Raw genomic sequence first — 13,491 nt, 5'->3', positions numbered from 1 at the left:
GTAATTCTTAATTAATGCTGAAGTATTTTTTCCGCTTTCACTGCTTTCGTCGCTTTTACCACCGGTGGTTTCTTTTTCTTCTTTTTCTTTCCGAAATAGACGATAGCTCCGGTAATAGGTAAGGATGCGCCGATGAGGCTGGCAAAGAAGGCAAGGAATTTGCCCGGTAACCCCAGGATACTGCCGACGTGAATATCATAGTTCATCTTACGGAGCCTGTCGCCAAAGGCGGCCTCCTGATAAGATTGCTCATACAGTTTATTGGCCTTTACAGGCGACAGCGTATACTGGTCAAACATATATCCCTGGCTGTCGAAGAATCTTCCTTTGCTGGGATATACATAGATGGCAATAGCAGCTTCGGGACGTTTCTTCACGGGGAAAGTCAGATAAAAGCCGGATGCCTGCGGATGTTTAGTAGTTACCTCCTGCCAGGCTTTGTCCATAGCTGCTGCCAGGGTGTATGTATGCTTTCCTGCCTGCGTGGTATCTGATTTAGCCTCTACATACTCCGGAAGTGTGCGTCCGCCGGAGGTAGCCCAGTACAGCCCTTTGCTGAACCATTCTATTCCCCAAACCATACCGGTAAGCCCGATGGCCAGCAGGATCAGGAGGGCATAAAAGCCCAGTACATTATGCAGATCGTAGTTCACCCGTTTGAAACTGGCGCCCCACTTAATTTTGAAGCTCTGGTTACGGGTATTTTTATTCCAGCGTTTGGGCCACCATAATACCAGACCGGTGAGCAGCGTAATAACGCATACCAGCGTACTGTAGTTGATGATAGGCCGTCCTATCTTGTAGGGCAGCCACAGGAAACGATGTCCGTTTAATATCCAGCGGAAGAAACCTGTCTGCCCTTCTTTACGTATTTCTTTCTTCACCACCTCGCCGGTATACGGATTCAGTTTCAGTATAGAGCCTCCCCGGCGCTCGCCGACATACACTTCCACTGTTTTACCTTCTCTGTAGGTAACACCACCGGGAATTTTTCCCGGAAACTCCTTGTCTACAACTTCCATGATCCGCGAAGGCGTAATCACCGGGCGGTTATGTTGTACTGCCACCCTGGTTTCCGGTTCCAGCATGGTAGTGATTTCTTCATTGAATACCCATATGCAACCGGTGAGGCAGACGATCACGAAGATGATGCCAGCGACCAATCCCAGCCACAGATGCAACCAGGCCGAAATACGATAGAAACGGGACCTGGAATCCGGTCTTTTTTTGGCTGTATTATTTGATCCGACTTTCATACGCAGCAGAATTTATGATGATTAATACTCCATCTTGGTAATGGCCGTGATAGTGCCCCCGTCGACCTTCAATCCGGGGGAAGCAACGCCTGACTGAATATCAATTTTATACACCTGGCTACCGGAGGTAGTGTTCACCCCTACATAGCCGATTTTCCCGTCTTCTGTACCTGTGTTGTTATTATATGCGGCTGAAACACTGTTGATCTCTTCCGGCGCGCCTTTCAGCCAGGTAAACTGCTGGGAAACCACATCTACCAGCGCCAGTCTCAGGTAACCGGAAGTACTTTTCGGTGTGCCATACATGGTCAGCAGGAATTTATTATTGCCGAGATAAGTTTGTGTTGAAATATGATGTCCGCCGGATTTTTCCTCTACATTGAAGAAATAGCTCTTATCAAACTCTGTGGTGCCTTTCAGGATACGCACCATAGCAGAAGGTCTGGTAGTGGTCAGCTGTGAATTCAGTTTGGCGGATGCCGGTGAAAAACCATATACATCACCATTTTCCACTACTGCCAGTCCGTTGTTGAAATAGTTACCGATGAAGCTCGTGCGGTTATCGCGGATAACTTTTTCCAGCTCCAGGGCAGGATAAGAGAAAACAGCCACCCAGCTGCTATCCGGATAAGCGGTACCGAAAGCATCGCCGCAGCAGCCTTTGATGCTCATGTACGGGGCAAACACCTTATTGCCTACCTGCGTGGCCCAGGTGAAGTGCGCCCGCTCGCCGTTGGCGGCCAGGTCTACAATATTCACCGGCTTCTGGTCTATCATCCTGGATTGCAGGGCATCGATACGGAAGAACATAGCGTTCGGCTGACCGGAACGCGGGATCTTTATCAGCAGCAGTTCATCATTTATTTTGGTAAATGCCTGCACTGTTTCTGTCTGGAAATATTTTGTCTTCACCAGCTCGCCGTTGGGTTGCATGCGATACGTGGTCACATCGCCGGGATTACCCTGGCCATACAGCAGGCTGAAGAAACGGCCTTTATGTGTCATGTAGTAACGGTAGGAACCATCCTGCTCTATACCATTCCCCCTGGTGCTGATCATACCACCGCTCAGGTTGTCTGCCGTAAGCAGGTAGTCTGCGATACCGGTAGTTCCTATAGGCGTTGCCGTTATAACGTATTTGATATTTCCCTTGGGTTCATATTCTACAAAGTCAACGGTACCCATCTGATCTTCCTTATCGCAGGAGCCCAGGAAAATTGCGCCGAATGCCAGTGCTGCTAATATCTTGTTCATCTTCTTCATGTCTGATTATTTTTAGATCCCGGTCTTTGTTTATTTACTGAAAAAATATCTCACCTTGGCGTTGAAAGCCCTGCCTGGTTTCTGCAGACTGAAGTTATCATACTGCCTGTTGTCTACCAGGTTCTTACATTCCAGTGCAATGTTATACTTACCGTTAGCCAGGGTGTAAACGATATTCACGTCCTGGTTAAACTGGCGGGGGATCATCATTTTTTTCCTGTCTGTACCCTGACTAGGCCATGAGAGATAATACTCATGTACATACAGGAAGTTATATCCGATGGTGAGCATGTTGCCTTTCTTCAGCACGTTTCTGAAAAACAGGGATGCATCAGCATTACCGAACAGGAAGGGCATATTGGGAATACGGTCACGGTAAAGCGAGCTTTCTTCCTTCTGTCCCTGTTCAATGCGGGTGTTGTTGCGCAGGTTCTGGTAGGTAGCGTTTACACCGGCAGTAAGAAACTGCTTGTAAGAGTAACGGATTTCACCATCCAGGCCCATATTGGTTACGCTGGCCAGGTTGCCGTAGGTCTGCATGCTCTGGTTCTGGTTCAGCGTTGGTCTGATATAATCTTTGGCATCGCGGTACAGGAAGGAGCCATCGAAGCTCAGGCGGTGGTCCTGGTTGATCTTTGTCTGGTAGCTGACACCGAAGTTATAGTTATGGCTGCTTTCAGGACGCAGGTCTATGTTACCTTCCAGCAGCACAACGTCGCCGAACAGTTCTTCTGTTTCCGGCATACGGTAGCTTTTCTCGTAAGATGCTTTCAGCTGCAGCGTAGGTTTAATGAAGTAGGTGGTAGCCAGTCCGTAACCCTGGTTGCTGTAGCGTATGCGCATCTGCGTGTAGGCTACGTCGCCCCATCCGCCGCTGGGGTTATAGCTTTTCGCGTAGCTGTTTACCTGAGAGTAGTTCTTTACAAAGACGGAAGTATTCCATTTTTCGTTGTATTCGAATTTATATCCCAGTCCGAGAATATTTTTGCTTACTTTCTTAGGCTGATCGTATTTTTCATCATTCGGATACAGTTCATCACTACCGGAACGCTTGAACGTAGAGAACACGTTGTTCACCATGAAGGAGTGCTTAGGGCTCAGCTGGTAGCTGAGGTTAGCCGTTCCCAGTCCGTTGTGGTTACGGAATTTATACATGGTTCTGGTAAGCTCTCCGCCCTGGCCCATGTTATAGGAATAATCGCCGAACCAGTTGTATCTTCTGGAAGAAGTATCGATATTCTGTTCGTACCCCAGGTTGTAGTTACCGTTAACACTCAGGTTCAGCCCTTTTACGAACAGGTCTTTTACCTGGTATTTCAGGGTAGGCATTACCGTGGTACCTCTGCGGTGCCATTGTCCGAATACGGTGGTCATACGTGCGCCGGTCTGCATTTCAGCATAGTTCTGACCCAGTGTCAGACCAACCAGCAACTTATCTGCATATTTTTTTCCTACCACACCTACGTTGGCAATAACGGTTTCGTTATGGTAAGTATCATGGAATCTTCTTACCCACTGACGCGGGAAATATTCTTTTGTTTTAAGATCTGCCACATCCACGCGTACCCGGTAGTTGTTATCGGAGTAGTTCTGGAAAGCGCTTACCTGCACGGTGAATCCGCTGTTGGCGGTATATCCGGCGTTAATGGCGGAGCGGTGGGTGTTGAAGGAACCGTAGGAGTAGGAAGCGTCCACGTATGTTTTGCGGCTGTTGCCGGTAACAATATTGATAGCGCCGCCCAGTGCGTCAGCACCCAGCCAGATAGGCACTACGCCTTTGTACACTTCAATTCTTTCAGCAAGATTGATAGGAATATTATTCAGCTGGAAAGAAGAGCCGAAGTTATCCATAGGCACGCCGTCCAGGAAAAATTTCACCTGTTTGCCGGTGAAGCCGTTCAGGGAGAAGTTCATCCGGGAGCCGAGGCCGCCGGTTTCACGTACGCGGACACCGGAAACGCGGTCCAGTGCGTGCGACAGGTCCAGGGTGGAGTTGTATAATTTTTTGGCGTCAACGGCGGTAACGTTGAAGGCCTGTCTGTTCACCTCTTTTGCTGCAGAGCGGCCCAGTACTGCCACTTCACCGATTTCGCTCACGGCAGCCTTCATGTTGAAATGCAGTACCAGCTGCTGGCCGGCGGTTACCTCTATGGCAGACTGCTCATTTTTATATCCCACGGCAGAAACAACCAGTACATGTTTTCCCGGTGCGATTTTTTTTACCAGGTAGGCGCCGTCCACATTGGTGATAGCCAGCGCTTTGCCCTGCTGTAACCTGATGGAGGCACCCGGAATACCGTTACCGGCCTCGTCTGTCAGACGGCCGCTGATAGAAGCTCCGCCATCTGACTGGGCAAGGGCGAATAAGGTAATGATACTTAAAAAGCCTGTCAGTAGAATCTTTGTCATGTGCTGCATTTCCTGATGTATTGATATCTTTTAACTGATGATTGAAATTCTGGCAATAAAATGCCGGACGGGGCTTCCCCCTTCATTTTTGCGTGATACACGGATTGAAATACCAAAGTGCAGACGGCCTGGTGTAATGGCCTCAACCGGTTAAACAACAACCGGATCTGTGTACAATCAACGATATAGGTATTAATCTGTCTGCAAAATTATTCCATAACGGATGGAATCGTTTGCGAGATCAGGAAATTTTAAGCGGAAAAGCAGCAGATTTTTTTTCCGGATTGCGTACAGGGGTTAACGTGATGATTGCTATAGGCTTACCGCCTGATCGAAGTGCTCCCGCTGCTCATTGCCCCATTTTTCCATGGCGGCAATCACCGGCAGAACGCTCTCTCCCAGCGCAGTCAGGTAATATTCCACCCGTAGCGGAATTTCATGATACGTCTTTTTGTAGATGATGCCCATGTCCTCCAGCTCCTTCAGGTGCATGTTCACTACCCGCGGACTGGCCAGATAAATATCGCGATGCAGCTCGCTGGGACGCCGTACGCCTATATTGATTTTATCGATGATCCAGGCCTTCCATTTTCCGCCCAGTACTTTAATAGCGATGCTGATACCACAGTCCAGGTTTTCCGGAATTTTCTTTTCGTACATGGTTCACTTTAATTTGACGCTAAAGATACGCCATTTACCGCTTACCTCCTCAGCCGGAAACCGCCATGGACCAATAGGGATAAAATTTTCCCCCGCTGAATTATTTCTCCCCGTATTGTTCACCTTCCTGGTTATTCCCACATTTGTCCCGGTAAAAAACAAACGACGATGACAACAAATACAACGAACAAAGTGACTGTAATTGGTCTGGGAGATATGGGCGCAGTACTGGCGGGCACCTTGCTGCAGCATGGATATGAGGTAACAGTATGGAACCGTTCTCCCGAAAAGGCAGCGCCGCTGCAGTCTGCCGGCGCTCATGCTCCCGCCTCACTGACGGCAGCCATTACAGCCAGTCCCATCGTGATCGTCTGCGTCACCAACTATAATATCAGCAGCAGCCTGCTGCAAACGCCGGAAGCCACGGCTGCCCTGAAAGGACGGGTACTGGTAGAGCTGACATCGGGCATACCGCAGGAAGCCCGCACCGCAGAACAGTGGGCTACCTCCAACGGCATAGGGTATATCGACGGCGCTATCCTCGCTACTCCCAGCCAGATGGGCCGCCCGGACACCCCCCTCTTCGTTTCCGGTGCTGCCGCAGCCTGGCAGCAAAGCGAGCCCGCCCTCCGCACCCTCGCCGGCGGCATCGCCTATATGGGCGAAGATGCCGGCGCTGCCGCCACCTGGGACATCGGTTTCCTCATCACCATGTTTGGTGCTATGTCCGGCTTCTTCCACGGAGCTAAAGTATTTGCCGCAGAAGGCATACCTATCAGCGCCCTCGGCAACATGATCCACCAGGTAGCCCCCGTTATCGGTGAAATGATCAAACGACAGGGCGACACCATCGAGTCCGGCGACTACAGCAACCCGGAAAGCTCCCTGGACATCTGCGCTAACGGCATGGACCTCTTTATCCAGCACGCCCGCCAGTCCAACATCAGCACCGACGTCCCCGTCTTCATCAAATCTATCCTGAAAAGAGCCCAGGACGCCGGCTTCGGCAAAGAACAGGTAGCGGCAACCTTCAAAACACTCTGATTATTTTGTTATTTTATTATTTTATTATTTGAGATTTAAAAAATGCAGCGGAGATCAGCAGGGATATTATGTAATACCTTTGTGCTGATCTCCGCTGCATTTTTTAAATCTCAAATAATAAAATGACCACATCTCAAATAAATCGTCATTTTGAGGCGCCGCCTGCATTAGAAGATGCTGTCAGGCATTTTTATGTGATACAGACTTCAGCAGGGTTTGAACGGGAAGTGGCACGGCTGTCTCCTAACTTCGATATGTTGCTGCTGCTGAATTTCGGAGCCTCCCTCCATATCTCCTTTGCAGGAGAACCTGTGGGCGGAGAACCCCTGAAAGATGTAGCCGTACTCGGACCACTGAAGAGAATGCTCAATTATGAAATACAACCGGGCACAGATCTTATCGTCACCGTTTTCACCCTCGACGGATTCTACCGGCTCTTCCGCACCCCGGTAGAAAATATTCCCGCAGAACAACTAACGGACCCGGCTACACTCCATACCACTCCCTGGATAAAAGAACTCTGGCAGATACTGCATAATACCTCCCGTCTGGAAGACAGAATAGCTATTCTCAGCAACTACATCACCGCCTACCTGCAGGAGTCAGAAACCGGTACACAACCTCTGCTGCAAGGCGTTCCCTACTTCGGCAACCCTGCTGTACAGCCCGTAAAAGCCATCGCCAGGGATGCACAACTTACCGAACGCAGCATACAGCTACGCTTCAGGAAATACACCGGCTCATCCCCCAAAGAACTGCTCCGCTTCATCCGCTTCAAGCAGGTACTGCAAAGACTGCAGGACAACCCTTCTCCCGCTCCCGACTGGTACGACATCATCCTTGACTTCGGCTACCACGATCAAAGCCACCTCATCAAAGACTTTCAACACTACCTCGGCGCCACCCCGCAGCAATTTGTACAACAGATACAGAAAACAGGGTTTTGTATAACGCTTCCGGGGAAAAACTATTGAGATGGGAATTACGAATTACGAATTGCGAATTACGAATGAGGAGCGAAGATTTAAGCGGATAAAGGATTTACTTCTTCGCTCAAATCTTCGCTCCTCATTCGTAATTCGCAATTCGTAATTCGTAATTCAAAATCTACCTGAATCCAAAACTCCTGTAAATTTCCTTTGCTTTCGCGCTGACGATAAAGGTCATGAAATCTGCGGCAGCTTGCGGATGGGGAGCATTCTTCAACTGGCCGGCCATATAGGTGGCAGTGATATTGTGTTCATCCGGGATGGGTATCAGCGTAACCGGGTGACCGGCTTTTTGCTGATAGTAGGCTTCGGAGTACCAGACGGGGGCAGCATCGCTCTGATGGTAGAGTATGCGCATAGGTGATTGCCGGTGGTGTATCTGGGTGAGGAAAGTAGTACTGTCCTTCACTTTGGCATGCATGATCTGCTGCTGCAGTGCGGTACCGCCGGCTTTGATGAATGCTTCCTCTATTCTTTTACCAATGCCTTCCCATTCGGGATTGGGCATGCTCACACGTACATGCGGTTTACCGAGATCCTGCAGGGAGTGTACCTGTGCCGGGTTTCCGGCAGGCGTCATAATGGCCAGCCTGTTATGCGTATAGGCAACGGTATCGCTGAAATAAGGCTGCATCTGGGTGATGCGGCTTTTACCGGCAGTATACACATCGGGTTGCAGGGTGATGCGCATGTTGCCGATGGTAAGAGAGCCGCCGATAAGCTGCTGTGCCAGGATGCCCGGCGGCAGCGTTTCTGCAAATACACGGGTATATTGCGGATAGGCTGCTTTAAAAGCGGTAATCAGTTCATCGATGCACATAAACTGGTTGCCCGCAAAAAATATGACCAGCTGCGGATCGTTGATATCACCGTAGAGATCAGGGACATTGTCCACGCCGGGAACTGTAAACATAACCTTGCTGGCGGGAGGCGTATTCCAGGGTGGATCAAAACGGTAGTCCTGGGCGCAGGCAGCCGTTGCCATCCCTGCCAGGAGGGTGGCCAGTAAAAATATCTTCTTCATAAAAATCTGTTGTTATGGTTTAACAATCGCCCAGCCTTCGGCCTGGCGGATAATCAGCTCACCGTTGCCGCTGGGCACCAGCGCGATGAAATCATACAGCTGATCTTTGCTGATCTTGCGTTCCTGTAAGGTATTGCTGCATTGCGCTACGATCACCCCTCTGCCCACCAGGTTCTTCAGGTCATTTTCATATTCGCTGCCTTTCAGCAGGGCGTCAGTACCTGCGGAAAAAGCAATCAGTTCCACAGAGAGCTTGCCTTTCAGGCGCGGGTCGTTGAGTGCATTGTTGATATTGCGGATAGCTTTCTGGATCACCTTGGGATCATTTTTATCCAGCTGATAGATCGCATAGTAGTGGTGACGCTTGGCCACAGCGCCTGTATAGGCGCGGTTCTTCAGTAACAGGGAATCATGTACCTGCGCATAGCCTGCACTCATCAGCAGCAGCATTACGGCAATCATCATTAACTTCTTCATGTTCATCTTTTTTATCTGGTAACTAATTGTTTTCGTTGTTCCTCTTTTATCGGCTGAAACGGACCAAACTTATGCTGATATTCCGTGAAGGTGTCTGCATAAGGCTTAAAGGGATAGTCTACCGGCTTTCCGGCGACCAGCTGCCAGTCATGCTGCTGATTGAAGTGCGGGCGCGGCCGGCTGTTGACAAATGCCGCTACGTCCCAGGACTCTTCCACACTCAGTTTCGGACGATGATAATCTGTACCGTAGGGCATGTTGTTATATACAAAGCCGGCGAAGTTACTGAGACGGTACAATCCTGCACCATCGTTGTAGCTGTGTTCGCCCCATAGCGGCGGATAGCTGTAACCCTTTACCACCTTACTTTCCACGCCTTCCCCATCCTTACCGTGGCAGCTGCTGCACTGCTCCCGGTATATCCGTTCCCCCTGCCGCACATCTGCACTGCGGTGAAGGTATGGCAGCTTCATAATGCTGGTACCCGGCGGCTTCATGCCTTTAGGCACCCCATCGCCCAGCCAGCGGATATAGGCGGTAATCGCTTTCATCTCCCTGCTGCCGGTATCCGGTGCATGACCGTTCAGGCTTCTTTCAAAGCAGTCCGTAATACGCTGCGGGATATCCTGTATCCCGTTGTTACGCGCACGGTATTGCGGATAGGTGGCAAATACCTTTCCGAAGTTATTACCGAAAGGTACTACGCCGCCCTGCAGGTGGCAGTTCTGGCAGTTCATGCCATTGCTCAGCTTCGCTATACTGCCTTCAGGCCCCAGATACGCAGCTGTATTGGCTATCAGCTCGTAGCCGTATTGTACCAGCGCGCCCGTATCGGTAAAGTAAGGAATCTGTTGCGGACGGCGGCCTGTCCATACGCTGTCGCCATGCTGCGTGGCAAGATAAGCAGCGAACGCTTTATTATCACGTTCTTTTTCTTCATAACTGCAGATACATTCTCTGGCGATCACAATCGCCACAACGGTAAACAGGCATAACGGGAACCAGTCAATTCTCATGGTCATTGTTCTTTGATGTAGCTCAAAGGTAGAAGCACAGACAGTTTGAGAGAAATCACCATTGTTTATAAACGATAACCAAAAGTTATTTGCATGATTACTTTTTCTGACAGCAAAAAAGCAAGAACCGGGTTTTCTCCGCTCTTGCATCTGTCTACTTTTGTGGAATAAAAGCTATCAGGATATGACAGATATAACCGCACGCCTGCAGGCGACCGACTGGGCCACTGCCACAGAAGAGCTGCACAGCAAAGGATTCAGCATTGTTGAAAATATATTGACGCCGGCGGAATGTGAACAGCTGATAAAAGATTATCAGGCGCCGGATACCTATCGCAAAACTATTTCCATGGAACGCTACCGCTTCGGCAGCGGAGAATACAAATACTTTCGCTATCCGCTGCCACCGCTGATTACAGCTATCAGGCAGGAAGTATATACGCACATTGCGCCTGTAGCCAATAAATGGATGGAAGTATTACAGACAGAGACAAAATTCCCGGACACCCACGAAGCGTTGCAGCAGCAATGCCGGGAAAACGGGCAGGACAAACCCACCGTACTGATACTGAAATACGGGCCGGGCGGCTTCAATACGCTGCACCAGGACCTCTACGGCGATATTTATTTCCCCATGCAGATCGTACTGTTTCTGAATGAACCAGGTAAAGATTATACCGGCGGCGAGTTTGTACTGACAGAACAGATCCCGCGCGCGCAATCCAAAGCCAATGTGCTGCAGCCACGGCAGGGAGACATGTTGATATTCACCACCAATTTCCGGCCGGTGAAAGGCAGCAGGGGCTACTACCGCGTAAATATGAAACATGGCGTAAGCCCGCTGCATACGGGCAACCGGCATACATTAGGCATCATCTTCCACGACGCGCTGACATGATATTACAAATAGATTTCGACCCGATAGCCATCCGGCAGATGATAAGAGCCGGCGCTGTTACGCTGGGCGGTAATAAACAACTGAAGATATACGGCCTGCTCTCCTGCGCATCGGGCAAGCGCATGAAAGCAGGGAACCGTGTGTTCTTCCGCAATGAGCAGGAGGCGGCGTCTTATGGCTACCGCCCCTGCGGCCATTGCCTGCGTGAACAGTACAAGGCCTGGAAGCTGCATGGTTAGCTGGTTTTACGGTAATTCAGGATAGCCCATCCATTGAGTGCCAGGGCAAAAAACACGAGGATGTAAAATTCATATTGTACATCTGCAAATGTGCTGCCTTTCAAAACAATCATCCGTACCACCTTCACAAAATGAGTTACCGGTGTGCAGTGCGCAATTGCACGGGCCCAGGCAGGCATGCTCTCTACAGCCGTAAACAGTCCGCTCATCAGCATAAATATCATCATAAAGAAGAAGGCCACAAACATCGCCTGCAACTGATTGTCGGTATACGTAGATACCAGCAGGCCAAAACCCAGCACGGCTAACAGGTACGCGGCTGCAAACGTATACAGCAGGGCGAAGCTGCCTACCGGCCATATGCCGTATACACCCCATGCCACGGCAAGTCCCAGCGTGAATACCGTAATACCTACCACCCAGAAGGGAATCAGCTTTCCGAGAATGAATTCCCACTTCCTGATGGGTGTAACATTAATCTGCTCAATAGTGCCGGCTTCCTTCTCCCGCACAATATTCAGTGCTGTCAGAAATCCGCCTATCAGTGTCAGCAGCAATACCAGGATGGCGGGCACAATGTAGAACCTGTATTCTGCCAGCGGGTTATACCAGTTGGAAAAAGTAATGGCAATGGTGTTGGCGGCAGCCGGATCGGCAGTGCTGTTCACCGTTATCTGACGGTTGAAGTCTCCGATCACTGTTACCAGGTAGCTTCCTCCCAGCGCAGCCTTCGTGCCGTTGATGGCATCAACGGAAACGCCTATACGCTGTTTCCCTTCCCGGATCAGTTGCTGTTCAAATGCAGGCGGAATCTCCAGTACCACGTCTGCCTGCTCTCTTTCTATATACTGCATGGCCTCCCGGACAGACGGCATCGCCGCCACAATCCTGAAGTACCCGGAGGCACCCACCTTGGCGATCAGCTGCCGGGAATAACTGCTATGATCGTTATCTACCACCGCTACCTTCACATGCTTCACATCAAAATTCATCGCCAGCGGCAGAATAATCAGCTGAATGGTAGGCATGGCGAACATCATCGCCAGGATGGTCTTATCCCGGAAAATCTGCCTGAATTCCTTCCGCAGAATAAAACGCAGCACCTTCATGATAAGCGGGTTTTAAAGTTCTTTAATGCAATACCCAGCGTTGCCAGCATCATGCCTGTCAGCACCAGCGTTTCTTTCCATACATACCCAAACCCAAGCCCCTTCAGCATCACCGCCTTGATAATCAGAAAATACCAGCGTGCCGGCACAATGTTAGAGATCACCTGAAACGGTACCGGCATGTTCTCCAGCGGAAACATAAATCCGGTGAAGATCATGGTGGGCAGCATCATTCCCATCATAGACAGCAGCAGGGCGGTTTGCTGGGAGTTGGTGGTATTGGAAATCATCAGTCCGAACGACAGACAGGTAGTGATAAACAACATACTCTCCGCCACCAGTAACAGGATGCTGCCTTTAACGGTAACGTCCAGCACAAAAACAGACAGAAAGAGGATGAGCAGAAAATTGGCCAGCGACAGCACCAGGTAAGGAATCGCTTTTGCCACCAGCACCAGCAGCGGCCTGAAAGGCGATACCAGCAATATTTCCATTGTTCCCAGCTCCTTCTCCCGCACTACCGACACGGAAGTCAGTGCCGTGCAGACGATCATCAGCACCAGCGCCATCACACCGGGGATGAAGTTCAGCGAACCATTGCCTTCCTCGTTATACAGCATACGCAGCTCCGGCTGGATCAGGTAGCGCAGCGGCGGTGTTTTGCTCAGCTCCTGCTGGTAGCCGGTCATGATGGAAGTGAGATAGTTGACTACTGTTTTAGCGGTATTAGGATCGGATCCGTCTGTCAGGATCTGCACCGGCGCGCTGCCTCCATGCAGCAGATCATTGCCGAAGCCGGCAGGGATGATCAGCGCACACCTGGCAGTTCCCTGCTTAAAAGCCTTTTCTATATCGTTATAATCCGTGACAGATTCATCTGTAATAAAGTAGGCAGATGATTTTATTTTTCCCGTCAGCTCCTGCGAATTTACATCGCGGGCCTGATCGATGATGATGAGGCTGATATTTTTCACCTCGCTGGTGAGCGCAAAGCCAAACAGCACAATCTGCGCTACCGGCAGCCCGAACATGATCAGCAGCGTACGCCTGTCGCGGAAGACATGATAAAACTCCTTTCTGATAAATACCAATAGCTGTTTCATAACC

Annotated in this window: 13 protein-coding genes; 4 read left to right on the top strand and 9 right to left on the bottom strand. The window is 50.1% G+C overall.

The genetic code is table 11. The features are described 5' to 3' along the window. Positions 1–11: 11 nt before the first annotated feature. The 4 genes from GWG06_RS15400 to GWG06_RS15385 form a co-directional block, all read right to left on the bottom strand. A complete protein-coding gene (locus tag GWG06_RS15400; RefSeq protein ID WP_160714253.1) occupies positions 12–1,256 on the bottom strand; it encodes a PepSY-associated TM helix domain-containing protein in 1,245 nt (414 codons plus the stop codon). A gap of 21 nt (positions 1,257–1,277) precedes the next feature. Further along, a complete protein-coding gene (locus GWG06_RS15395; protein WP_160714252.1) occupies positions 1,278–2,519 on the bottom strand; it encodes a DUF4374 domain-containing protein in 1,242 nt (413 codons plus the stop codon). 30 nt (positions 2,520–2,549) lie between these two features. After that, entirely contained in the window at positions 2,550–4,928 is a 2,379-nt protein-coding gene (locus tag GWG06_RS15390) for a TonB-dependent receptor (protein ID WP_202183028.1), read from the bottom strand. Between the two features lie 312 nt (positions 4,929–5,240). Continuing rightward, positions 5,241–5,588, bottom strand: a complete 348-nt coding sequence (locus tag GWG06_RS15385) for a winged helix-turn-helix transcriptional regulator (RefSeq protein ID WP_127043995.1) — start codon at positions 5,586–5,588, stop codon at positions 5,241–5,243. 168 nt (positions 5,589–5,756) lie between these two features. On the opposite strand from GWG06_RS15385, the gene GWG06_RS15380 reads away from it, so the two are divergent. Together GWG06_RS15380 and GWG06_RS15375 are read left to right on the top strand one after the other, a co-directional pair. After that, positions 5,757–6,632, top strand: coding sequence for an NAD(P)-dependent oxidoreductase (locus tag GWG06_RS15380; RefSeq protein WP_160714250.1), 876 nt, complete (start codon positions 5,757–5,759; stop codon positions 6,630–6,632). A 122-nt stretch (positions 6,633–6,754) separates the two neighbouring features. Beyond that, positions 6,755–7,606, top strand: a complete 852-nt coding sequence (locus GWG06_RS15375) for a helix-turn-helix domain-containing protein (protein WP_160714249.1) — start codon at positions 6,755–6,757, stop codon at positions 7,604–7,606. 133 nt (positions 7,607–7,739) lie between these two features. Here GWG06_RS15375 and GWG06_RS15370 read toward each other — a convergent pair whose 3' ends face one another. Genes GWG06_RS15370 through GWG06_RS15360 form a run of 3 tightly spaced genes read right to left on the bottom strand, consistent with a single transcriptional unit; the run spans position 7,740 to position 10,144 of the window. After that, entirely contained in the window at positions 7,740–8,645 is a 906-nt protein-coding gene (locus tag GWG06_RS15370; RefSeq protein ID WP_160714248.1) for a substrate-binding domain-containing protein, read from the bottom strand. 12 nt (positions 8,646–8,657) lie between these two features. Further along, a complete protein-coding gene (locus GWG06_RS15365) occupies positions 8,658–9,122 on the bottom strand; it encodes a DsrE family protein (protein ID WP_127036456.1) in 465 nt (154 codons plus the stop codon). Between the two features lie 11 nt (positions 9,123–9,133). Beyond that, positions 9,134–10,144 (bottom strand): c-type cytochrome, encoded by a 1,011-nt coding sequence (locus GWG06_RS15360; protein ID WP_235938365.1) that lies wholly within the window; start codon positions 10,142–10,144, stop codon positions 9,134–9,136. A gap of 178 nt (positions 10,145–10,322) precedes the next feature. Here GWG06_RS15360 and GWG06_RS15355 point away from each other — a divergent pair, with 178 nt between their 5' ends. Both GWG06_RS15355 and GWG06_RS15350 read left to right on the top strand, forming a co-directional pair. Next, positions 10,323–11,036 carry a 2OG-Fe(II) oxygenase gene (locus GWG06_RS15355; protein ID WP_160714247.1) on the top strand — a complete coding sequence of 238 codons (714 nt, stop codon included), beginning with the start codon at positions 10,323–10,325 and terminating at the stop codon, positions 11,034–11,036. Then, positions 11,033–11,275 carry an Ada metal-binding domain-containing protein gene (locus tag GWG06_RS15350; protein WP_160714245.1) on the top strand — a complete coding sequence of 81 codons (243 nt, stop codon included), beginning with the start codon at positions 11,033–11,035 and terminating at the stop codon, positions 11,273–11,275. Before GWG06_RS15355 ends, GWG06_RS15350 begins: the two co-directional genes overlap by 4 nt. Here the strand turns inward: GWG06_RS15350 and GWG06_RS15345 are convergent. Next, positions 11,272–12,384 carry an ABC transporter permease gene (locus GWG06_RS15345; RefSeq protein WP_160714243.1) on the bottom strand — a complete coding sequence of 371 codons (1,113 nt, stop codon included), beginning with the start codon at positions 12,382–12,384 and terminating at the stop codon, positions 11,272–11,274. The genes GWG06_RS15350 and GWG06_RS15345 overlap by 4 nt on opposite strands. Further along, positions 12,381–13,487, bottom strand: a complete 1,107-nt coding sequence (locus GWG06_RS15340) for an ABC transporter permease (protein WP_160714241.1) — start codon at positions 13,485–13,487, stop codon at positions 12,381–12,383. Before GWG06_RS15340 ends, GWG06_RS15345 begins: the two co-directional genes overlap by 4 nt. Positions 13,488–13,491 lie beyond the last annotated feature (4 nt).

This window comes from Chitinophaga solisilvae (assembly GCF_009928525.1).
GTDB lineage: Bacteria > Bacteroidota > Bacteroidia > Chitinophagales > Chitinophagaceae > Chitinophaga > Chitinophaga solisilvae.
This window is presented reverse-complemented; position numbering and strand designations above follow the sequence as displayed.

Coding starts and splice junctions, on each gene's coding strand:
- GWG06_RS15380 (WP_160714250.1), top strand. CDS start 5,757: ATGACAACAAATACAACGAACAAAGTGACTGTAATTGGTCTGGGAGAT.
- GWG06_RS15340 (WP_160714241.1), bottom strand. CDS start 13,487: ATGAAACAGCTATTGGTATTTATCAGAAAGGAGTTTTATCATGTCTTC.
- GWG06_RS15385 (WP_127043995.1), bottom strand. CDS start 5,588: ATGTACGAAAAGAAAATTCCGGAAAACCTGGACTGTGGTATCAGCATC.
- GWG06_RS15375 (WP_160714249.1), top strand. CDS start 6,755: ATGACCACATCTCAAATAAATCGTCATTTTGAGGCGCCGCCTGCATTA.
- GWG06_RS15365 (WP_127036456.1), bottom strand. CDS start 9,122: ATGAAGAAGTTAATGATGATTGCCGTAATGCTGCTGCTGATGAGTGCA.
- GWG06_RS15345 (WP_160714243.1), bottom strand. CDS start 12,384: ATGAAGGTGCTGCGTTTTATTCTGCGGAAGGAATTCAGGCAGATTTTC.
- GWG06_RS15360 (WP_235938365.1), bottom strand. CDS start 10,144: ATGACCATGAGAATTGACTGGTTCCCGTTATGCCTGTTTACCGTTGTG.
- GWG06_RS15400 (WP_160714253.1), bottom strand. CDS start 1,256: ATGAAAGTCGGATCAAATAATACAGCCAAAAAAAGACCGGATTCCAGG.
- GWG06_RS15370 (WP_160714248.1), bottom strand. CDS start 8,645: ATGAAGAAGATATTTTTACTGGCCACCCTCCTGGCAGGGATGGCAACG.
- GWG06_RS15395 (WP_160714252.1), bottom strand. CDS start 2,519: ATGAAGAAGATGAACAAGATATTAGCAGCACTGGCATTCGGCGCAATT.
- GWG06_RS15390 (WP_202183028.1), bottom strand. CDS start 4,928: ATGACAAAGATTCTACTGACAGGCTTTTTAAGTATCATTACCTTATTC.
- GWG06_RS15350 (WP_160714245.1), top strand. CDS start 11,033: ATGATATTACAAATAGATTTCGACCCGATAGCCATCCGGCAGATGATA.
- GWG06_RS15355 (WP_160714247.1), top strand. CDS start 10,323: ATGACAGATATAACCGCACGCCTGCAGGCGACCGACTGGGCCACTGCC.